Here is a 22,498-nt window from a genome sequence, read left to right on the forward strand (position 1 = left end):
CCTCAATCAATGGTCTGAATATATTACGTTAATGTAATACCGTAGCACCTCATCAACGACAACATTCTTAACGTTTAATTTTAGCGCAGCACTCAAAGGGAAAATGATGAAAGTACTAATTATTGGTAATGGCGGCCGTGAACATGCACTGGGTTGGAAAGTGGCACAAAACCCTGATGTTGAAAAAATATTTATTGCCCCAGGTAATGCTGGTACTGCTCTTGAACCTACATTAGAAAATATCGATATTAGCGTTGAGAATATTACGGGTTTAGTTGAGTTTGCGCAGAACAACCACATTGAACTGACGATTGTTGGCCCAGAAGTTCCACTAGTTCTTGGTGTTGTTGATGCCTTTCGTACTGCTGGATTAGCCATTTTTGGCCCGACTCAAGCCGCTGCGCAACTTGAAGGTTCTAAAGCATTCACTAAAGATTTTTTAGCTCGCCACAACATTCCAACCGCTGATTACCAAAACTTTACTGAAATCGAACCCGCCTTGGCTTACCTAAAACAAAAAGGCGCACCAATTGTAGTTAAAGCCGATGGCTTAGCCGCAGGTAAAGGCGTGATTGTCGCCATGACAGAACAAGAAGCAGAAGCTGCCGTCCGCGATATGCTTGCAGGCAATGCCTTTGGTGAAGCGGGACATCGGGTCGTTATTGAAGAGTTCCTTGATGGCGAAGAAGCTAGCTTTATCGTCATGGTCGATGGTAAGAATGTATTGCCAATGGCCACCAGCCAAGATCATAAGCGTGTCGGTAATGCCGACACAGGCCCAAACACTGGCGGCATGGGCGCTTACTCACCAGCGCCCGTTGTTACGCAGGAAATTCATGATCGCGTAATGAAAGAAGTGATTTACCCGACAGTTGAAGGTATGGCAGCAGAAGGTGCACCTTACACAGGTTTTCTTTATGCGGGCTTAATGGTAATGGCTGACGGCACCCCGAAAGTGATTGAATACAACTGCCGTTTTGGTGATCCTGAGACCCAACCGATTATGCTACGGATGCAGTCTGATTTAGTTGAGCTTTGTTTAGCGGCAATTGATGGCAAACTTGATAGTGTTGAATCAAAATGGGATCCACGCGCGGCTATTGGGATCGTACTAGCCGCTGGCGGCTATCCTGCTGATTATCAAAAAGGCGACATTATTCACGGCTTACCTCAACAAGAGCGAGCGGGAGAGAAAATATTTCATGCAGGTACAACCAATAATGTTCACGGTGATGTAGTGACTAACGGTGGGCGAGTATTATGTGCCACGGCGATGGGTGATACAGTTCTAGCCGCTCAGCAACGTGCTTATGCGTTAGCACAGCAAATCTCATGGAATGGCATGTTCCATCGTGATGATATTGGTTATCGTGCCATTGCTCGCGAACAATAAACCCCATACTTCAATTCTAAAAAACGCGCTCTCAAGGCGCGTTTTTTTATGACTAATATTATTCATCAATCAGTATTGCTGTAAATCAGTCTTTCAATAAGTTGGGTGCCACCAAACACTGTTGCTGTTGGCGTTGCAATAACACGTCATCAACCACCAATTGCTGCTGTTGTAACTTACCACTTACCGCCATATACCCCTGACCCGATAATTTATCAGCGGTGGATTGAGCAATCACCTCTACCGGCTGTTGTTGCTGACAAGGAATAAACTGCTGTTGTTGCCAATGCCCTTGAACCCACGTTTGCTGATGATCAGACAGTTGTTCGACGGTGGCTGCCAGTACTTTCGCTTGCTGACGTAATTTGTCAATTTTAGCGTTGGTTAGTGGAATGATATTTTTCCCTTGCTGATAACGCTGAAACACCGCTAAACCGTGGCTATCAAATCGTAATTGCAATTGGAATGGAACCAGAGAACCATCGATATGTTGCTGACCCTGTTGATAGAGCTCAAACAGCCGTCCTGAACGCCAACGATAGTTAGCCTGATATTGCCCTTGAGTTGAGGTAAAAACACGCTCACTGAGCTTTATAGGCAGATTAGGACGGAAGGTATACCAATAAAAATGAGGACCATCAGTTGCCATTTGAGCAACAGTGATAGTTTTTGGCGTAATTACTGCATTTTCAGCCATGTCGCTTGCCGCACAGCCTGTAAGTAAAAATACAACCGCCAGAGAAAGCGTTATACGTGTCATAAAAAAAACGCCAGCCGCTAATGCAAACTGGCGCTATTTTCAATTACTTTAACGCGTCTTTAAGTGCCTTGCCCGAAACGAACGCAGGTACGTTAGCCGCAGCAATTTGAATTTCCGCACCTGTTTGTGGATTACGGCCAATGCGTGCTGCACGATGATTCACTTTAAATGTACCAAAGCCAATTAGTTGAACCTGGTCACCATCTTTAAGCGCATCAGTAACGCCTTCAAGAGTAGCTTCCAATGCTAATTTTGCTTGTGCTTTAGACAAGTCTGCTTTTTCTGCGATCAGGTCAATCAGTTGGGTCTTGTTCATTAGGTTTCCCTTCTAAGGTTTTGGGCTTAATACTGTCCAACTCTAATTCAAAAGAAGCCCATGTGGCAAAGGTTTGTCGGCTTTTATCTGTCTAAATGGAGACTCTTTAACCATAAACTGAGCTAAAGTTCACAAAATGTTACTAATAACATTCAAAAAAGAGTTGTTTTTATTTCCACTAGCCCCGATTAATATAGCCGAAATTCGCTGATTAATTGACAGGTTGATATGGTACTGCTTACGATTTACATCTCTGTAGCAATAGGGGTGTCGTTTATTTGTTCCGTTTTAGAAGCGGTTTTATTGAGTATTTCGCCGGGATATATCGGCACTTTACGTCAACAAAACCACCCCTCAGCAGCTAAACTTGCCGCACTCAAAAATAATATAGATCGACCCTTAGCCTCAATTCTAACCCTAAATACTGTCGCTCATACCGTCGGTGCAGCAACAGCAGGCGCACAAGCAACCGTCGTCTTTGGTAGTGAGTGGTTGGGAGTATTCTCAGGCGCATTGACCGTTGGTATTTTATTACTGTCAGAAATTATTCCAAAAACAATCGGTGCAACTTACTGGCGTCAATTAGCGCCAACCAGTGCCATAATATTACGTTGGATGGTGATCTTATTAATGCCATTAGTATGGGTTTCGGAACAAATAACCCGTCGTCTTGCTCATGGTCATGTCCAACCCAAACTACGTGATGAATTATCAGCGATGGCGATGCTAGCCCATGAATCAGGCGAATTGGGTGCTGGTGAGTCTAAAATCCTAACCAACCTGCTGCAATTTAAAGATGTTAGCGTCACCAAGATAATGACCCCACGTCCGGTATTATTCCGCGTCAATGCCGAGCAAACCATCAACGAATTTTTAGACAAATATAAAAGCAGTCCCTTCTCTCGTCCGTTAATATTCAACGAACAAAGTGATAACATCGTCGGCTTCGTCCACCGTTTAGAGCTGTTTGCAGAAAGCCAAGCGGGTAAAGGTGGTCAAGAACTTGGATCACTAATGCGTCCCTTACCCGTGATCATGAATAATGTTAGTGTCCCAAAAGCATTTGAGCGCTTAATGAAAGAGCGTTCACAGTTAATCCTTATCGTTGATGAATACGGTACTGTGCAAGGCCTTGTAACACTGGAAGATATTTTTGAAAGTTTAGTCGGCGAAGAAATTGTTGATGAAGCCGATAAAAATACTGACATGCAGCAACTGGCTTATCAACGTTGGGACAAGTGGAAGAAAAAACATAAGATGATTGAAAATAATGATGATGATATGTAATCAACATCATTAATACTAGCCACAAAAAAAGGGACCATTACGGTCCCTTTTTTATTGTTATTATTTCATTATAACCGCAACCGATAATCACGATTTATAGATTAATTATTATCCACGCAATAACTATAGCCACTCATGCGACTAACAGTCCAACCGACCACCAATACCACTACCGTTGGTAAGATCCAGCCAGCATAATAATGATATAACGGTAAATGCGCAGTTAAAGCGTTATCAACCGCTGTTGGCATCACGCCAAGAATATGAGCCGCATCAACACAACCAAATACCGCCGCCGTTGCCATAACGGTTAATACCGCAGTTTGCGATAATTGATGACGCAGTGGTGCAATCATTAACAACGCAATCGCGATAGGATGTAGTGCTACCACAACCGGTAATGTCACCTCTAATAACTGCGCTAAACCAACATTAGCAATCAAACCTGATAGCACCATGATCACCCAGACACTTTTAGGATAAGTTACTTTACTAAAGCTACGGCTGTAAAATTCACTGCCTGCGGTTGTCACTCCAATCGCGGTAGTCAAACACGCTAGTACCAACACTACACCCAAAATCATAGTACCAAAAGCACCAAAATGAGCATGCGTAAAGGCAGTAAGAATTTCACCACCATTTGAGAAATCAGTCCCTAAATCAGCACTGGTCACGCCAATATATGCCAGCGATAAATACACTAGAGCCATTGCTGTTGCATACATAATTGCGGCAATAAAAGTATATTTCGCGATAGTTTTAGGACACTTAACCCCCATACTTTCAATTGCTCTGAAAATCACCCAACCAAAACCAATTGAACCCAAAGCATCCATCGTCATATAACCTTGCGTCATACCTTCAGCCATCGCGTCCGTCACATAAGGTCCTGATGGCACTTCAACCTGACCTGATGGGTACAATAGTGCGACTATCGCCATGATGGTTAAAATCGTCAACAGCACAGGTGTCAGCCACTTACCTAAGGTATCGACTAACTTAGCCGGATATAACGAAAATAAAATTGCCGCTAAACAGAACACAATAGAAAATGGAACTAAGCCACTATCGCCAATAAACGGTGCCAAGCTAAATTGATACGCAACAGTAATAGTACGAGGAATAATAAAAGCAGGGCCAATTACGATAAACAGCATCACCCAAAATCCTGTTGCTAGCGGTTTCGGTAACGCGGCGGTTAAGTTATCAGAGCCACGCACCCAAGCCACAATCACTAATGCTATAGCAGGTAAACCGACCCCCGTTAATAAAAAACCCGCCATACCAGAGAGAAAATTATCCCCTGCCTGATAACCTAAATAGGGCGGGAAAATTAAATTTCCAGCACCTAAATACATGGCAAAAGTCATGAAGCCTAAGGCGGCGATATTACGGGTACTTAACATAGTATTCCTTGATAATTACTTTGCAGCTTGGAGAAAGCGAGACGGGATGTAGAGTGGTTTATCCTGCCGACTTGCTCACAAGCTGACAGAAAAACGGGTATGGCCTGTCAGCCTTGAATAAGATTCAAAGAGAGCAGGAGGAGCGAAGTGGTTATTGATTTGCTATTAGCAACAATTGTAGGACTGAAGCAAGATACAACAGTGTTTACGATAGAATATTTCATACTTGCCTCCTTCTAACCAACAGACCACGAATGTCATAGCTTACGTGCTACGCAATAGTTATGTTATAAACGCCAACGGGCTACAATTACAATAGCCAAAATAAAATAAGTGGAATGGCGTAAAGTTCATTCTATATCCAGTCATATTCACTGCTTTTTAAACTTAGAAATAGCATAAACAACTAATATGAATTAAACAAATAATTAACATAAAAATTATAATGTCTAGTTATTACGTCACTAAGCTCACTTATTCATTACAGTTCAAATAATGATTAAGCAACATATTGAACAATAAAATAACACTGGCAAAAAAAAGAAGCCCATTGGCTTCTTTTTTTATTTAACCATTTAATGGCTAATTACAATTCAATACCTATATTACTGATCGGCTCATCACGCAATTCAGCACGTAAGTCTTTAATCAAATCAATATCACGGCCTTCCGCTTCTTTTAAAGCACGGAAAATTTCCCACTGAGTATCCCACTCAGCACATACCGCTTCATTTTCTTTTTGATTTTCATTAGTAATTTCAATGCCTGTTTGCGCAGACTCTAAATCCGCCACGGTTTCGGCAGATAAAGCACTTAACTTAACCACGGTTTCCAGCATCAGATCACGATCTAACATCGCATGTAAAAGATCCGCAAGTGCTACACAAGCATCAATCGCTGGACGTACAGCATACAGATCGTAATCATTTTCACTTGGTACCATGTCTTCTAACTTTTCAAGCTGGCCTTCAAAGTTAATTTTGGCACTTTTAATCGTGAGGATCTCCCACACACTATCTAAGATCACTCGGTAACGTTGGCCATCTGTAAACTGTGTTTCTGCACAGAAAAAAGCATAGTTAGGATACATACGCTCACATAACGACACCATAAAAGTCAGATGTTGCCAAGGTTCTAATTTTTCTAAACGTAACTGGATTGGATTCTTAAGCATGGGATAATCTACAGTAGTGATTTAGGTTGAAGTTTACTTGATAAACGAAGGCTACAAAAGGAAAAGCATGATCAAAGTTAAGATCGTCTCACGTCAACAGCAGCGTTATGTACAATTACTGACTAACGCACAGCTACCACAACTGGAAATAACCGAAGATCCACAACAAGCCACCGTCTTGCTTGCGGATCCGCCTTTAGTCGCCCCTCATTTAGCTGAATATCCACATTTACAATGGCTACAATCCACTTATGCAGGTATTGACGCGCTCATTAAACCCGAGATAAGACAAGATTATCGACTCACCAATATTCGCGGGATCTTTGGCCCTCTGATCGCCGAGTATATCTTGGGTCACATTCTCAACCACCAGCGTCATTTTCCTCGTTATAAACTGCAACAACAGCAATCACATTGGCAATCACATCCTTATCAATCCATGGCGGGTAAAACCATGGTGATTATCGGCACAGGCACCATAGGCCAGCATTTAGCCAAAGTTGGAGCGGTGTTTGGCTGCCATATCATTGGCGTTAACCGCAGCGGTATCACTGCCAGCGCGGATTTTCAGAAAACCTATGCCATCACAGCCTTAAACACTGCTCTTACTCAAGCAGACTATGTCGTTTCCATTTTACCGGCGACCACAAACACCGATGATCTTTTTGATCAAGATCGCTTTAGTCATTGCAAAAATGCGCTATTTTTTAACGTTGGTCGTGGTAATGCCGTGGATGAGAAAGGACTATTAATTGCACTTGAGCAACAATATCTCTGTCATGCTTTTATTGATGTCTTCAAAACAGAACCGCTCACAACAGATCATCCATTCTGGCGTCACCCAAAGATCACTCTTACGCCACACATCGCAGCAGAAAGCTTCCCAGAACAAGTGCTTACTATATTTAAAGCCAACTACTTCCATTTTCAACAACAGCAAAAACTTAACTATCTCATTGATTTTAAAAGAGGTTACTAATACGTTAGACCACTAAGCATTAATGATATCAGTAATTTACATATCAATAACAATAATGATCCTAGTAAGATCCTGCTTTACTTGTGCGCCTTTTTAATTCCCATTAAATAATGACAAAAAAAAACCACACCCAAAAGGCGTGGTTTTTTATCAGCCGCAAAAGAAATACCCCGTTTAAAACGTACTTCTAAAGTGATAATTATTTATGGTATGGCTTCGATAGCTCATGTACAGCATCAACAAACACGCCTGCATTTTCAGGCGGTACATCAAGGTGAATACCATGGCCTAAATTAAATACATGACCAGTACCTGTATCACCAAAGCCGTCTAGAATAGAAGCAACTTCTTGGCGAATACGTTCAGGTTGAGCGTAAAGTACCGATGGATCCATATTACCTTGAAGGGCAACTTTATCGCCAACACGACGTTTAGCATCGCGAATATCAATCGTCCAATCTAGGCCAATCGCATCACAACCCGTCGCTGCAATTTGCTCTAACCACATACCACCATTTTTAGTAAATAGTGTTACGGGCACACGACGACCATCATTCTCACGAATTAAACCATCGACGATTTTATGCATGTAACGCAATGAGAACTCATTGTAATCGCGAGGGGTTAAGACACCACCCCACGTATCAAATACCATTATCGCTTGCGCACCGGCTTTGATTTGAGCATTTAAATATTCAACCACACTATCAGCCAGTTTATCTAGCAATAGATGTAATGTTTGAGGCTCAGCGTACATCATCTTTTTGATCTTAGTGAAAGCTTTAGAGCTACCACCTTCAACCATGTATGTCGCCAGTGTCCATGGACTACCAGAGAAACCAATTAAGGGTACTTCACCTTGCAAATCATGACGAATCTGACGGACTGCATTCATCACATATTGCAATTCACCTTCAGGATCAGGCACGCCAATACGTTCAACGTCAGCTTTACAAGTAATTGGGTGACTAAATTTAGGACCTTCACCAGCTTCAAAATACAATCCCAATCCCATTGCATCTGGAATGGTCAAAATATCAGAAAATAAAATCGCAGCGTCCAACGGAAAACGCTTCAAAGGTTGAAGCGTTACTTCACTGGCTAATTCAGCATTTTTACATAGCGACATGAAGTCACCAGCAACACCACGTGTTGCACGATACTCAGGTAAGTAACGTCCAGCCTGACGCATCATCCATACAGGTGTGCAATCTACAGGTTGCTTCAGCAACGCACGTAGATAGCGGTCATTCTTTAATTCGCTCATTTGAGACTCCACGGGTTAATTCTGAATCATATTGTAACACTCATTAATCTTAACAACCGAGTGCAATTATTTGCCAACCTTTGATTAATGCATATCGTTTTCATCATTCAACATCAAGGTGTTGTCGATAAGTCGTCGCGCAATAGTACCTACAGGTGCAATCTCAGGTAACTGCTCAGCGGTGGCCCACATTGCATCGGTTAATTCTTCATAATCAGGTTTGATCTCACCACCAGCGTAGTCAGCGGTAAACCCCAGCATTAAATTAGATGGAAATGCCCACGGTTGACTATCAAAATAACGAATATTGTTAACCATTATCCCAGTTTCTTCTAATACTTCACGCGCGACACATTGCTCAGCGGTTTCACCCGGTTCAATAAACCCCGCAATCACGGTATACATCCCCGTTTTATGACGAGGATGCTGAGCTAATAACAATTGGTTACCTTTGCGAACAGCCACAATGACACAAGGCGATACGCATGGATAATGCACACTGTCACAATCTGAGCAATGCATCGCTAGCACGTTGGCATCTAATTGCAGCTTATGCCCACAATGACAACAAAAGCGCTGACTTTGCTGCATATACGCAAGTTGAATAGATCTACCAGCTAAAGCAAATAACGTACTATCACCAGCCAGTAATAGCCTTAAATTAAAGAAATCAGCCTCATCAAAACCACTTTCTGCAATCAACCAATACACAGGTATTGAGTCAAAATAACCAATAATTCGTTTAGTTATTGTGCTATATATGAGCTGTTCACTTGAACATAAAGGCAAACAGCCGTTTTGTAACAATAACTTGCCATTTCTAGTCACACACCAATAAGCCAGATTCTCATTTTTTAACATTTTTATTACTTTCATCCTTGCAGCGGCGTAAATTTACTGGCAATCTAATCATGAAACGGAATATTTATCCGAAATCATATCTCTTGTATCAAGAGCCAGATCGCACAAGCATCTAATTAAGATGCTGATAGATCATGAGGATGTGCTCATGCTTAGTAAATTTGAACAAGTTAAAAAAGAATGGGGCGGCCATAACGATGTTATTGATCAATGGCTAATGATGCGCCAGCAACTTCTGATCGATTACTGTAAGCTAATCGGTATCACTCCCAATGATGATAATCGTCATCTACCTACCGCGTCCAAACTATGTTTATTTAGTGAAGATCTCGTTGATTATATTTCAGCAGGTCACTTCAAGATTTACGATAACGTAATGGCACGCTGGCATCAAACAGGCTTTTCGCCAACAGAAGAAATGTCTGCACTTTATGCAAAAATCACCCTAACCACCGAACCCTTATTAAATTTCAATGATCGCTACGGTGCCATCAATGATAATAATCCATTAGAAACTCTTGATGGTGACTTATCAAAAATTGGTGAATTAATGGAATCACGCTTTGCGCTAGAAGATAAGTTGATTGAATTAATCAGTGATAGTCTTGCTTGCCCACCCGGAGCTTAACCACCAGCAGTAATAGCAATATCATTTATTATTGTGGCAGTGACCTTGCTGCCACCTATTTCTCATGTCGAATAAAATCTACCACCTCGCACCTCGGGATCATTTTTCCCACTTTCTAACTCCGCCAAAACTAAACCTTAAATCGCAGCCAATAAAAAAGGCACCCCGAAGGATGCCTTTTAGAATCAGTCACGATAAGAATTAATTCTCGTCGTTAAGACCTGCATTCAATAGTGCCGCTAAGTCTTGAGAGGCTTGCTCTGCATCAACTTGTGGTGCTACTGGCTCCAGTTCAACATTACGTTGATTCTGGCGACGTAGGTGATAAGAGAAACCTGTACCCGCAGGGATCAAACGACCCACGATTACGTTTTCTTTCAGACCACGAAGCTCATCACGCTTACCAGAAACAGCTGCTTCTGTTAGTACACGTGTTGTTTCCTGGAACGATGCTGCTGAGATGAATGACTCAGTCGCAAGCGATGCTTTAGTAATACCTAGTAAGTCACGAGTGAAGCTTACTAATGTCTTACCTTCAGCTTCAAGCTGACGGTTAGCAATCGTTACGCGAGAGAATTCAACTTGCTCGCCTTCTAGGAAGTCAGAGTCACCAGAAACAGTGATAGTTACCTTACGTAGCATTTGACGAATGATAGTCTCAATGTGCTTATCATTAATCTTAACGCCTTGTAGACGGTAAACTTCCTGTACTTCGTTAACGATGTATTCTGCTACTGCGTGAACACCACGTAGACGTAGAATATCGTGCGGAGTTTCAGGACCATCGGCAATTACGTCACCCTTCTCAACTTTTTCACCTTCGAAAACGTTAAGTTGGCGATGCTTCAGGATCATCTCTTCGTACGGCTGACCATCAGTTGGCGTGATAATTAAACGACGCTTACCTTTAGTCTCTTTACCGAACGATACTGCACCAGTAATTTCAGCCAAGATAGCTGGTTCTTTAGGCTTACGCGCTTCGAACAAGTCAGCTACGCGTGGTAGACCACCCGTGATATCTCGGTTACCACTAGATTTCTGTGGAATACGAGATAATGTATCACCGATACCAACCATTGCGCCGTCATCAAGCTGAACGATAGCCTTACCTGGTAGGAAGTATTGAGCTGGCATATCAGTACCAGGGATCATTACATCGTGACCATCAGCATCAACAAGTTTGATAGCTGGACGCATATCTTTACCTGCCGCTGGACGTGCAGCTGCATCAGTTACTTCGCTTGAAGATAGACCTGTAAGATCATCTGTTTGACGAGAAACTGTTACGCCATCAATCATATCAACGAACTGGATACGACCAGCCACTTCAGTGATGATTGGCATAGTGTGAGCTTCCCAGTTTGCTACTGTTTCACCAGCAACAACCTCGGCGCCATCACCTTTAGTTAGCAACGTACCGTAAGACAGTTTGTAGTTTTCTTTCGTACGACCAAGCTTATCAATGATACTTAGCTCAGATGCACGTGAAGTAATTACAAGCTTACCAGCATTGTTAGTTACGAACTTCGCATTATGCAGCTTCATAGAACCAGTAGTTTTCACTACGATCTTATTATCTGCTGCTGCTGCTGATGCCGCACCACCGATGTGGAACGTACGCATTGTAAGCTGTGTACCAGGTTCACCGATAGACTGAGCGGCAACAACACCTACTGCTTCACCTGAGTTAATCAGGTGACCACGAGCAAGGTCACGACCGTAACAGAACTTACAACAACCAAAGTCGTTTTCACACGTTACAACAGAACGTACTTTAACTTGGTCAACAGAGTTCGATTCTAGAATCTCACACCACTTCTCATCAAGAAGTGTATTACGTGGCGCTAGAACTTCGTCTGTACCAGGAAGTAGAACGTCTTCAGCAACAACACGACCTAGAACACGATCACCTAGTTGTTCCTTAACATCACCACCCTCGATAAGAGGCATCATGGTAATACCAGCGTAAGTACCACAGTCATCTGCTGTAATAACTACGTCTTGTGCAACGTCAACTAGACGACGCGTTAGGTAACCGGAGTTCGCTGTCTTAAGTGCTGTATCCGCAAGACCCTTACGAGCACCGTGAGTAGAGATAAAGTACTGGAGTACGTTTAGACCTTCACGGAAGTTTGCAGTGATCGGCGTTTCGATGATTGAGCCATCCGGCTTAGCCATCAGACCACGCATACCTGCTAACTGACGAATCTGTGCAGCAGAACCACGCGCACCAGAATCGGCCATCATGTATACACTGTTGAACGATTTTTGCTGTTCTTCTTCGCCGTCACGGTTAATAACAGTTTCAAAAGACAGGTTATCCATCATCGCTTTAGCAACTTGTTCGTTGGCTGTAGCCCAGATATCGATAACTTTGTTGTAACGTTCACCAGCAGTCACAAGACCTGACTGGAACTGTTCTTGAATTTCAGCAACTTCTGCTTCAGCTTCAGCGATCTTAGTGTACTTAGCCGCAGGTACAACCATATCGTCGATACCAACAGATACACCAGAAAGTGCCGCGTAAGCAAAACCTGTGTACATAATTTGGTCAGCAAAGATAACAGTATCTTTCATGCCCAACGTACGGTAACAAGTGTTAAGAAGCATAGAAATCTGCTTCTTACCAAGTGCTTCAGTGTTTACAAGACTAAATGGCAGACCTTTAGGAACGATAGGCCATAGCATTGCACGACCAACAGTAGTATCAACTAGTCCAGTATTCTCGACGAAGTTACCCTGCTCATCTTTCACAAATTCGGTAATACGTACTTTAACGCGAGCGTGAAGCTCTGCCGTCTTAGTAAGGTATGCTTTCTCAGCTTCCGCTGGTCCAGCAAGGTACATACCTTCACCTTTCGCGTTAATACGATCACGCGTCATGTAGTAAAGACCCAATACAACGTCCTGAGAAGGTACGATGATCGGATCACCTGATGCAGGTGAAAGGATGTTGTTGGTAGACATCATCAAAGCACGCGCTTCAAGCTGCGCTTCTAGTGTCAATGGCAAGTGAACCGCCATCTGGTCACCATCGAAGTCGGCGTTGTATGCCGCACACACTAGTGGGTGAAGCTGAATCGCTTTACCTTCGATAAGGATTGGTTCAAACGCCTGAATACCAAGACGGTGCAATGTAGGTGCACGGTTTAGCATTACTGGGTGTTCACGAATAACATCGTCTAGGATATCCCAAACAATCGCTTCTTCGCGCTCAACCATCTTCTTAGCAGCTTTGATAGTAGTCGCAAGACCACGTGCTTCTAACTTGCCGTAGATGAATGGCTTAAATAGCTCAAGTGCCATCTTCTTAGGAAGACCACACTGATGCAAACGTAAGTATGGACCTACGGTGATAACAGAACGACCAGAGTAGTCAACACGCTTACCTAGCAAGTTCTGACGGAAACGACCTTGCTTACCTTTGATCATATCAGCCAAAGATTTTAGAGGACGCTTGTTAGAGCCTGTGATAGCGCGGCCACGACGACCGTTATCTAGTAATGCATCAACAGATTCCTGCAACATACGCTTTTCGTTACGTACGATGATATCAGGAGCAGCCAGGTCAAGTAGACGCTTCAGACGGTTGTTACGGTTAATAACACGACGGTAAAGATCGTTAAGATCTGAAGTCGCGAAACGGCCGCCGTCTAGTGGTACCAACGGACGAAGATCCGGCGGTAATACTGGCAGTACAGACAGGATCATCCACTCAGGGTTGTTTCCAGACTGTAGAAATGCTTCAACCAATTTAAGACGCTTGGTTAATTTTTTACGCTTGGTTTCAGAGTTAGTTTCTTCTAGCTCTTCACGCATGTTTTCGATTTCAGCATTTAGGTCCATATTGCCTAAAAGTGCTTTAACCGCTTCTGCGCCCATCTTCGCGTCGAACTCGTCGCCCCACTCTTCAAGTGCATCCAAGTACTGCTCTTCAGAAAGCAGTTGGCTACGCTCAAGGTTGGTCATACCAGGTTCGATAACGACATATGATTCAAAGTAAAGTACACGTTCGATATCACGTAGAGGCATGTCCATTAACAGACCAATACGAGATGGAAGTGACTTTAAGAACCAGATGTGGGCAACAGGTGAAGCAAGCTCAATGTGACCCATACGCTCACGGCGTACTTTAGTCTGAGTAACTTCAACACCACATTTTTCACAAATCACACCACGGTGCTTCAAGCGCTTGTACTTGCCACAAAGACACTCGTAGTCTTTTACTGGGCCAAAGATACGTGCACAGAAAAGACCGTCACGCTCAGGCTTGAAGGTACGATAGTTGATTGTTTCTGGCTTTTTGACTTCACCAAAAGACCATGAACGAATCATGTCAGGTGAAGCTAGACCGATTTTGATAGCATCAAATTCTTCGGTCTTATGTTGTGCTTTCAGAAACTTAAGTAAGTCTTTCACATTCGGCTCCTGTGAGGAGTTGACCCATAAAGGCGCCAGGACTACTGGCGCCTTCATATTTATACCGGAGTAACTAATAAGTATAGGTGACTAACCCAAGCTTATTTGTCTTCCAGCTCGATGTTGATACCCAACGAGCGGATTTCTTTCAACAATACGTTGAATGATTCCGGCATACCAGGTTCCATACGATGATCACCGTCAACGATGTTTTTATACATCTTCGTACGGCCGTTAACGTCATCTGACTTAACGGTTAGCATTTCTTGAAGGGTGTACGCTGCGCCATAAGCTTCAAGCGCCCATACTTCCATCTCACCGAAACGCTGACCACCGAACTGAGCTTTACCACCCAGCGGCTGCTGAGTAACAAGGCTGTAAGAACCGGTAGAACGGGCGTGCATCTTGTCATCAACCAAGTGGTTCAGTTTAAGCATGTACATGTAACCAACAGTTACAGGACGCTCAAATGCATCACCAGTACGGCCATCAAACAACTTCAGCTGGCCAGACGTTGGTAGGTCACCAAGTTGCAACAACTCTTTGATAGATGATTCTGGACAACCATCAAATACAGGCGTTGCAATAGGTAGACCGTTACGAAGGTTTTGTACCAAAGTACGTACTTCGTCGTCTGATAGTTCAGCAATGTCAACTTTCTGGCGAGTATCACCAAGATTGTAAACACGTTGTAGGAAGTTACGGAACTTATGTAACTCCTGCTGTTCTTTCAGCATATCGTTAAGTTTGTCACCGATACCTTTCGCCGCAAGACCTAAGTGAGTCTCGAGGATCTGACCGATGTTCATACGTGACGGTACACCCAATGGGTTTAGTACGATATCAACAGTTTGACCTTTTTCATCGTATGGCATGTCTTCAACAGGGTTAATCTTAGAGATTACACCCTTGTTACCGTGACGACCTGCCATCTTATCACCAGGTTGAATGCGACGACGAACAGCTAGGTATACTTTAACAATCTTAAGTACGCCAGGTGCTAAGTCATCACCCTGAGTGATTTTACGACGTTTAGTTTCAAACTTCTTATCGAACTCAGCTTTCAGTTCATCATACTGTTCTGCAAGCTGTTCCAATTGGTTCTGTAAAGATTCGTCGTCAAGCGTTTGTGCAAACAACGTATCGCGGTTCATTGTAGAGATTTTCTCTTCGCCGTAACCTGCAGATAATAGAAGCGTACGTACACGAGCAAGAAGACCACCCTCAAGGATCTGGAATTCTTCTGTGATGTCTTTCTTCGCTTCTTTCAGCTGCATCTCTTCAATTTCAAGAGCACGCTTGTCTTTCTCAACGCCATCACGAGTAAATACTTGTACGTCAATGATCGTACCAGTAACACTACCAGGAACACGTAGAGATGAATCTTTAACGTCAGAAGCTTTTTCACCAAAGATTGCTCGTAGAAGCTTCTCTTCAGGAGTCAGTTGTGTTTCACCTTTAGGGGTTACTTTACCAACTAGGATGTCGCCACCCTTAACTTCTGCACCGATGTAAACGATACCTGATTCGTCCAACTTAGAAAGCGCTGCTTCACCCACGTTAGGGATATCGGCAGTGATTTCTTCAGAGCCCAGCTTCGTATCACGCGCCACACAAGAAAGCTCTTGAATGTGGATAGTTGTGAAACGATCTTCCTGAACTACACGCTCAGAAACTAAGATGGAGTCTTCGAAGTTGTAACCGTTCCAAGGCATGAACGCGATACGCATGTTTTGACCAAGCGCTAGCTCACCAAGGTCTGTTGAAGGACCATCAGCAAGAACATCACCACGTGCTACTGGCTCGCCAGGTAGTACAGTTGGACGCTGGTTAATACATGTGTTCTGGTTAGAACGAGTGTACTTAGTTAGAGTGTAGATATCGATACCGGCTTCACCAGGAATCAATTCGTCTTCGTTAACTTTAATAACGATACGAGAAGCATCTACAGACTGAACTTGACCGCCACGTTTAGCGACAGCAGTAACACCTGAATCAACACCGATTTGACGTTCAATACCAGTACCAACTAAAGGCTTATCAGAGCGAATAGTAGGAACTGCCTGACGTTGCATGTTCGCACCCATAAGGGCACGGTTAGCATCATCGTGTTCTAGGAACGGGATAAGCGATGCCGCCACTGATACGATCTGATTTGTTGCAACGTCCATGTATTGAACATGGTTACGTGGGTGCAAACCTGAATCGCCATTTTGACGTGCAGTGATCAATTCATCAGTAAAAGAACCATCTTCGTTAAGCGCGGCATTAGCCTGTGCAATAACGTATAGACCTTCTTCAATTGCTGATAAGTAATCGATTTGATCAGTTACTTGTCCATCTAAAACTTTACGGTAAGGTGTTTCCAAGAAACCGTAAGAGTTACAACGCGCAAATACTGCTAGCGAGTTGATTAGACCGATGTTTGGACCTTCTGGAGTTTCGATAGGACATAGACGACCGTAGTGCGTCGCGTGTACATCTCGAACTTCAAAGCCAGCACGTTCACGAGTCAGACCACCTGGACCAAGCGCCGAGATACGACGTTTGTGAGTAACTTCTGATAACGGGTTGTTCTGGTCCATAAACTGTGACAATTGAGAAGAGCCAAAGAACTCTTTCACTGCCGCAGAAATTGGCTTCGCATTAATTAGATCTTGCGGCATGATTGCATCAAGATCGCCTAAACTTAGACGTTCTTTAACAGCACGCTCAACACGAACTAAACCAACACGGAATTGGTTTTCAGCCATTTCGCCAACAGAACGAATACGACGGTTACCAAGGTGATCGATATCATCAACCACGCCTTTGCCGTTACGAATATCGATCAGTTTGCGCATAACATCAATGATGTCATTATGGTCTAGAATACCAGAACCAGTAATTTCATCACGAAGTAGAGAGCTGTTAAACTTCATTCGACCAACAGCAGAAAGATCGTAACGATCTTCTGAGAAGAACAAGCTTTCAAATAATTGATCAGCTGCTTCGCGTGTTGGTGGCTCGCCAGGGCGCATCATACGGTAGATTTCTACCAATGCACTTAGACGATCAGTACTGTTATCCACACGTAGTGTGTCTGACATGTACGGGCCATTATCTAAGTCGTTCGTAAACAGAACTTGAATAGATTTGTGACCAGCCTGAGATAGAAGTGCTAATGCTTCCAAGCTTAATTCTTGGTTAGCCGTAACAATCAGTTCACCAGTTTCTTCGTTGATGTAATCACAAGCTGCGATTTTACCAACGATATATTCAACAGGTACTACGATACTATCAATGCCATCTTTCGCCAATTGACGAATATGACGAGCAGTGATACGACGACCTTGCTCTACGTAAACTGTACCGTTTGCTTCGATATCAAAGCTTGCAGTTTCGCCACGTAGACGCTCAGGTACCAACTCCATAACTAGAGACTTACCGCGTACTTCGAAATTAATCTTATCGAAGAACATGTCAAGAATCTGTTCAGTTGTGTAGTTAAGTGCGCGAAGGATAATAGACGCAGGTAATTTACGACGACGGTCGATACGTACGAATAGATTATCTTTAGGATCGAACTCGAAATCCAACCATGAACCACGGTAAGGGATAACACGAGCGTTATATAACACTTTACCTGAGGAGTGGGTTTTACCCTTATCGCTGTCAAAGAATACACCAGGACTACGGTGCAGCTGAGATACGATAACCCTCTCGGTACCGTTAATAACGAATGTACCGTTATCTGTCATGAGCGGAATTTCGCCCATGTAAACTTCTTGTTCTTTAATGTCTTTTACGGTGCCAGCCGGTGCATCACGGTCATACATGACCATACGTAGCTTCACGCGTAGTGGAGCAGAATAAGTTACGCCACGAATTTGACATTCTTTGACATCGAAGACCGGCTCACCGAGACGATAGCTAACGTATTGCAGCTCGGAATTGCCATTATAGCTCTGGATTGGAAAAACAGAGCGAAAGGCAGCTTCTAGACCGTAATGCCCTTCTGGATCCTGCTCGATAAATTTTTGGAAAGAATCAAGCTGGATCGATAGCAAGTATGGTGCATCCAAAACTCGTGGACGCTTACCAAAATCCTTACGGATACGCTTTTTCTCGGTATAAGAGTAAACCATAGGTTCCTCAGATCGCTGATAAGTGATCCAAACTACCCCATATCACATGCGGGGGTAGTGACTAATCGTTGTTTTTATAGTAGGAATATTCCGATAAAACTAGAATATTTTTCACGCAGACAGTGGATACAAAACAAGGTAAAAATACCACCAGTCTATAGCGCAAAAAGGCCGGTGGCATTTTTGCCACCAGCCAATAGCCATAAAAGGCTATGAAATCAAATAATAATTATTTAACTTCAACAGAAGCGCCAACTTCTTCTAATTGAGCTTTAAGAGCTTCAGCTTCAGCTTTATCTACGCCTTCTTTAACAGCAGCAGGAGCGCCGTCAACTACAGCTTTAGCTTCTTTAAGACCAAGACCAGTTGCGCCACGTACAGCTTTGATAACCTGTACTTTGTTTGCGCCACAAGATGTTAGGATTACGTCAAATTCAGTTTGCTCTTCAACTTCAGCAGCTGCGCCGCCTGAAACTACTGCAGCTGCAGCAGAAACACCGAATTTTTCTTCCATAGCTTCGATAAGCTCAACAACTTGCATTACAGACATTTCTGCAACTGCGTCTAGGATTTGCTCGTTAGTGATAGACATAACAATTCTCTTTTAAAGTCAACAATAAATTTAAATAGTAATCAGATAAAACGCGGCAATTAAGCAGCAGCTTCTTCTTTCTGATCACGTACAGCCGCGATAGTACGTACAAGTTTACCAGCAGACGCTTCTTTCATGCACATCATTAAGCGTGCGATAGCTTCGTCGTAAGTTGGTAGAGTTGCTAGTACATCAGCGTTAGCAATAGCGCCTTCGAATGCAGCAGCTTTGATCTCGAAGCTTTTGTTCTCTTTAGCGAAGTCTTTAAAAAGACGCGCTGCAGCACCTGGGTGCTCATTAGAGAAGCCGATTAGTGAAGGACCAACGAAAACATCTTGTAGACATTCGAAATTAGTACCTTCAACTGCACGACGTGCTAATGTGTTACGAACAACTCTTAAGTAAACACCAGCTTCACGAGCTTGTTTACGTAGAGTTGTCATTGCACACACACTAACACCGCGAGAGTCAGCAACAACTGCAGATAGGGCACCATTGGCAGCTTCGTTGACTTCAGCAACAATTGCTTTTTTGTCTTGAAGATTTAATGCCATTGGATTTGCTCCTGGATAATTTCTGGGTAACCCCAGTATTTACACCACTCACTGCCGGTTGGCAGGAGAGTTTTACGGCGCAGATCCAAAAAAGACTTACATCAATCATGTTCTGGCACCGTCTACGTAGGTAAATTAAGTTCCGAAAAACACCTACGGTCTTTGACGGAGGTTAATTGAAAACAATCAACCTCAGCCACGAATTCGGAAGCGATAAATTATACACTAACTTATCGCTTCTGCAAATCAGTTTACGCTACAGTTGCAGTCAGAGAATTCTGATCTAGCATTACACCTGCACCCATAGTGGTAGAGATGCTTACTTTCTTAATGAAAGTACCTTTCGCTGAAGACGGCTTAGCACGCTTCAGTGCAACTAGAAGAGACTCAAGGTTCTCTTGTAGTTGAGCGGCATCAAAGTTCACTTTACCGATAGTAGTGTGAATGATACCGTTTTTGTCGTTACGGTAACGAACCTGACCAGCTTTAGCATTTTTAACTGCTTGAGCAACGTTAGGAGTTACAGTACCAACTTTAGGGTTTGGCATAAGACCACGTGGACCAAGAATGGTACCAAGTTGACCTACAACGCGCATTGCATCAGGAGATGCGATAACTACGTCAAAGTTCATTTCGCCTTTCTTAACAAGAGCAGCTAGATCTTCCATACCTACAAGCTCAGCGCCAGCTTCTTTAGCAGCTTCAGCGTTTGCGCCTTGTGTAAATACAGCAACACGGATATCACGGCCAGTACCGTTAGGTAGTACAGTTGCACCACGAACGTTTTGGTCTGATTTACGTGCATCGATGCCAAGGTTAACAGCAACGTCAACACTTTCAACGAATTTAACAGTCGCTAGTTCTTTAAGAAGAGCAATAGCTTCAGTGATGTCGTATTCACGAGTAACATTAACTTTGTCACGGATAACACGCATGCGCTTAGTCAGTTTAGCCATTTTCTTAACCCTCTACCACTAGGCCCATTGAACGAGCAGTACCAGCAATTGAACGCTTCATAGCTTCAATGTCAGCACCAGTCATGTCTGCAGCTTTAGTCTCAGCGATCTCTTGGATCTGAGCTTCAGTTACAGTACCCACTTTGTCAGTGTTCGGACGGCCAGAACCAGACTTAAGTCCAGCTGCTTTAAGCAGAAGAACTGCAGCAGGTGGTGTCTTAGTGATGAACGTAAAAGAACGGTCACTGTAAACAGTGATAACAACTGGAGTCGGAAGACCTTTCTCTACTGAGTCAGTCTTAGCGTTAAACGCCTTACAGAATTCCATGATGTTTACACCATGTTGACCAAGAGCTGGACCAACTGGTGGACTTGGATTTGCTGCACCAGCTGCAACTTGCAGCTTGATGTAAGCTTCTACTTTTTTAGCCATTGCTATATACCTAATTTTGGGTTCAAACGTCTATCTTTAAACAAACAGACTCCCCGTCTAACGAAAGGGCGCGAAATTATAGCCTAATTCCACGCCCCTGACAATACGAGTTGAGCAGAATTTGATCAGTTCTTTTCGATTTGACCGAACTCTAGTTCTACAGGTGTTGCACGACCGAAGATTGATACAGAAACCTTAACACGGCTCTTATCATAATCTACAGATTCAATCGTACCATTAAAGTCAGCAAATGGACCATCAGTCACACGTACTACTTCACCCGGTTCAAATACTGTTTTATGTACTGGAGACTCACTAGCTTGTAGCAGACGGTTTAAGATCGCATCAGCTTCTTTATCAGAAATAGGTGCTGGACGATCAGATGTACCGCCAATGAATCCCATTACGCGAGGAATACTACGTACAAGGTGCCATGTCTCATCGTTCATCACCATCTGTACTAGTACATAACCTGGGAAAAACTTACGCTCACTTTTACGGCGTTGGCCGGCACGCATTTCTACCACTTCTTCCGTCGGTACTAAAACCTCGTCAAAGTGCTCTTCCATACCATGAATTTTGATATGTTCACGTAGTGATTGCGCTACACGGCCTTCAAAACCTGAAAAAGCCTGTACTACATACCAACGTTTTTTTGGAGCTTCGATCATGAATTCTTACCTCACGCGCCAGTAACTAGGCGCACTAAACGGACCATAATACCATCGATACCCCAAAGGGCTAATGCCATTACGATAGTGACTGCTAGAACAATAAAGGTTGTCTGCGTAGCTTCCTGACGAGTAGGCCACACTACTTTGCGGACTTCCATGCGCGATTCACGTGCGAACGTAACCACGGATTTACCTTTTGCTGTTAATGCTGCAAAAATACCAGCAATAACCACAAGGGTTACCACGGCAGAAGAGCGCAAAACAACAGAAACATCACTGTATAGGTAATTACCAACCACAGCAGCAGCTAGCAAAGCAAAAACCACGACCCATTTCAGGCCATCCATTTTGCTTTCGCTTTCTTGGTTTTCGGCATTTGCTTTCATACAACCAACCTGTAACTAGTCTTAATCATCTAGACGAAAATAACCCCGCGAGAGCGAGGTCTAGGATGAAGGAAAGGGCTAACCCTTTAATAACATTATTAAAAACTTCATCTTTACGAAATTTCACTTCCACACTTCGAACAAAAAATACGCAGTTTCAAGTTAGAGTGTAGAAAAAGGGCATCAAATGATGCCCTTTTTAGTGCTCTATCGTCAAATTTAATTCAACGATATTAGCGTAACTTATGCAACGATAGTTGCAACAACACCAGCACCAACTGTACGG

At 43.3% G+C, this 22,498-nt stretch carries 18 protein-coding genes; 4 read left to right on the forward strand and 14 right to left on the reverse strand.

The genetic code is table 11. From position 1 onward, the window contains the following. The first annotated feature begins 106 nt into the window (after window positions 1-106). Entirely contained in the window at window positions 107-1,393 is a 1,287-nt protein-coding gene (gene purD / locus GLP24_RS15805; RefSeq protein ID WP_232579443.1) for a phosphoribosylamine--glycine ligase, read from the forward strand. Window positions 1,394-1,478: 85 nt separating this feature from the next. Here purD and GLP24_RS15810 read toward each other — a convergent pair whose 3' ends face one another. Together GLP24_RS15810 and hupA are read right to left on the reverse strand one after the other, a co-directional pair. Further along, complete coding sequence (locus tag GLP24_RS15810) at window positions 1,479-2,153, reverse strand: DUF1481 domain-containing protein (RefSeq protein WP_152654252.1); 675 nt, start codon at window positions 2,151-2,153, stop codon at window positions 1,479-1,481. A 43-nt stretch (window positions 2,154-2,196) separates the two neighbouring features. Beyond that, complete coding sequence (hupA, locus tag GLP24_RS15815) at window positions 2,197-2,469, reverse strand: nucleoid-associated protein HU-alpha (protein ID WP_045038135.1); 273 nt, start codon at window positions 2,467-2,469, stop codon at window positions 2,197-2,199. Window positions 2,470-2,697: 228 nt separating this feature from the next. Here hupA and GLP24_RS15820 point away from each other — a divergent pair, with 228 nt between their 5' ends. Next, on the forward strand, window positions 2,698-3,756 hold the full coding sequence (locus tag GLP24_RS15820; RefSeq protein WP_101769853.1) for a CNNM domain-containing protein: 1,059 nt from the start codon (window positions 2,698-2,700) through the stop codon (window positions 3,754-3,756). A 101-nt stretch (window positions 3,757-3,857) separates the two neighbouring features. Here GLP24_RS15820 and brnQ read toward each other — a convergent pair whose 3' ends face one another. Together brnQ and GLP24_RS15830 are read right to left on the reverse strand one after the other, a co-directional pair. Continuing rightward, a complete protein-coding gene (gene brnQ / locus GLP24_RS15825; RefSeq protein ID WP_232616239.1) occupies window positions 3,858-5,162 on the reverse strand; it encodes a branched-chain amino acid transport system II carrier protein in 1,305 nt (434 codons plus the stop codon). A 586-nt stretch (window positions 5,163-5,748) separates the two neighbouring features. After that, window positions 5,749-6,336 carry a YjaG family protein gene (locus tag GLP24_RS15830; RefSeq protein ID WP_101769851.1) on the reverse strand — a complete coding sequence of 196 codons (588 nt, stop codon included), beginning with the start codon at window positions 6,334-6,336 and terminating at the stop codon, window positions 5,749-5,751. A gap of 67 nt (window positions 6,337-6,403) precedes the next feature. On the opposite strand from GLP24_RS15830, the gene GLP24_RS15835 reads away from it, so the two are divergent. Next, window positions 6,404-7,315: a D-2-hydroxyacid dehydrogenase gene (locus GLP24_RS15835; RefSeq protein ID WP_232613556.1), complete on the forward strand. Its 912-nt coding sequence runs from the start codon at window positions 6,404-6,406 to the stop codon at window positions 7,313-7,315. Window positions 7,316-7,514: 199 nt separating this feature from the next. On the opposite strand, the gene hemE is transcribed toward GLP24_RS15835, so the two are convergent. Then, a complete protein-coding gene (gene hemE / locus GLP24_RS15840) occupies window positions 7,515-8,582 on the reverse strand; it encodes a uroporphyrinogen decarboxylase (RefSeq protein ID WP_045038140.1) in 1,068 nt (355 codons plus the stop codon). Between the two features lie 84 nt (window positions 8,583-8,666). Next, entirely contained in the window at window positions 8,667-9,443 is a 777-nt protein-coding gene (nudC, locus tag GLP24_RS15845; RefSeq protein ID WP_101769849.1) for an NAD(+) diphosphatase, read from the reverse strand. Between the two features lie 148 nt (window positions 9,444-9,591). Between nudC and rsd the strand changes: the two genes are divergently transcribed. Further along, the gene (rsd, locus tag GLP24_RS15850) at window positions 9,592-10,071 is read left to right on the forward strand and encodes a sigma D regulator (RefSeq protein WP_101769848.1); all 480 of its coding nucleotides are present in this window, start codon (window positions 9,592-9,594) and stop codon (window positions 10,069-10,071) included. Between the two features lie 201 nt (window positions 10,072-10,272). Here the strand turns inward: rsd and rpoC are convergent, their stop codons facing one another. From rpoC to secE, 8 genes are all read right to left on the reverse strand, one after another. After that, entirely contained in the window at window positions 10,273-14,490 is a 4,218-nt protein-coding gene (gene rpoC, locus GLP24_RS15855) for a DNA-directed RNA polymerase subunit beta' (RefSeq protein ID WP_232616240.1), read from the reverse strand. A 101-nt stretch (window positions 14,491-14,591) separates the two neighbouring features. Next, window positions 14,592-18,617 (reverse strand): DNA-directed RNA polymerase subunit beta, encoded by a 4,026-nt coding sequence (gene rpoB / locus GLP24_RS15860; protein WP_101769846.1) that lies wholly within the window; start codon window positions 18,615-18,617, stop codon window positions 14,592-14,594. Between the two features lie 229 nt (window positions 18,618-18,846). Beyond that, window positions 18,847-19,209, reverse strand: a complete 363-nt coding sequence (gene rplL / locus GLP24_RS15865) for a 50S ribosomal protein L7/L12 (protein ID WP_101769845.1) — start codon at window positions 19,207-19,209, stop codon at window positions 18,847-18,849. 59 nt (window positions 19,210-19,268) lie between these two features. Continuing rightward, entirely contained in the window at window positions 19,269-19,763 is a 495-nt protein-coding gene (rplJ, locus tag GLP24_RS15870) for a 50S ribosomal protein L10 (protein ID WP_036788959.1), read from the reverse strand. 251 nt (window positions 19,764-20,014) lie between these two features. Beyond that, window positions 20,015-20,719, reverse strand: coding sequence for a 50S ribosomal protein L1 (gene rplA / locus GLP24_RS15875; protein WP_101769844.1), 705 nt, complete (start codon window positions 20,717-20,719; stop codon window positions 20,015-20,017). Between the two features lie 4 nt (window positions 20,720-20,723). Then, the gene (gene rplK / locus GLP24_RS15880) at window positions 20,724-21,152 is read right to left on the reverse strand and encodes a 50S ribosomal protein L11 (RefSeq protein ID WP_080158719.1); all 429 of its coding nucleotides are present in this window, start codon (window positions 21,150-21,152) and stop codon (window positions 20,724-20,726) included. Window positions 21,153-21,277: 125 nt separating this feature from the next. Next, a complete protein-coding gene (gene nusG, locus GLP24_RS15885) occupies window positions 21,278-21,823 on the reverse strand; it encodes a transcription termination/antitermination protein NusG (protein WP_101769843.1) in 546 nt (181 codons plus the stop codon). Window positions 21,824-21,834: 11 nt separating this feature from the next. Next, entirely contained in the window at window positions 21,835-22,212 is a 378-nt protein-coding gene (gene secE / locus GLP24_RS15890) for a preprotein translocase subunit SecE (protein WP_101769842.1), read from the reverse strand. Window positions 22,213-22,498: the final 286 nt, after the last annotated feature.

The sequence above is a fragment of the Photobacterium carnosum genome, from assembly GCF_021236965.1.
GTDB classification, from domain to species: Bacteria; Pseudomonadota; Gammaproteobacteria; order Enterobacterales; family Vibrionaceae; genus Photobacterium; species Photobacterium carnosum.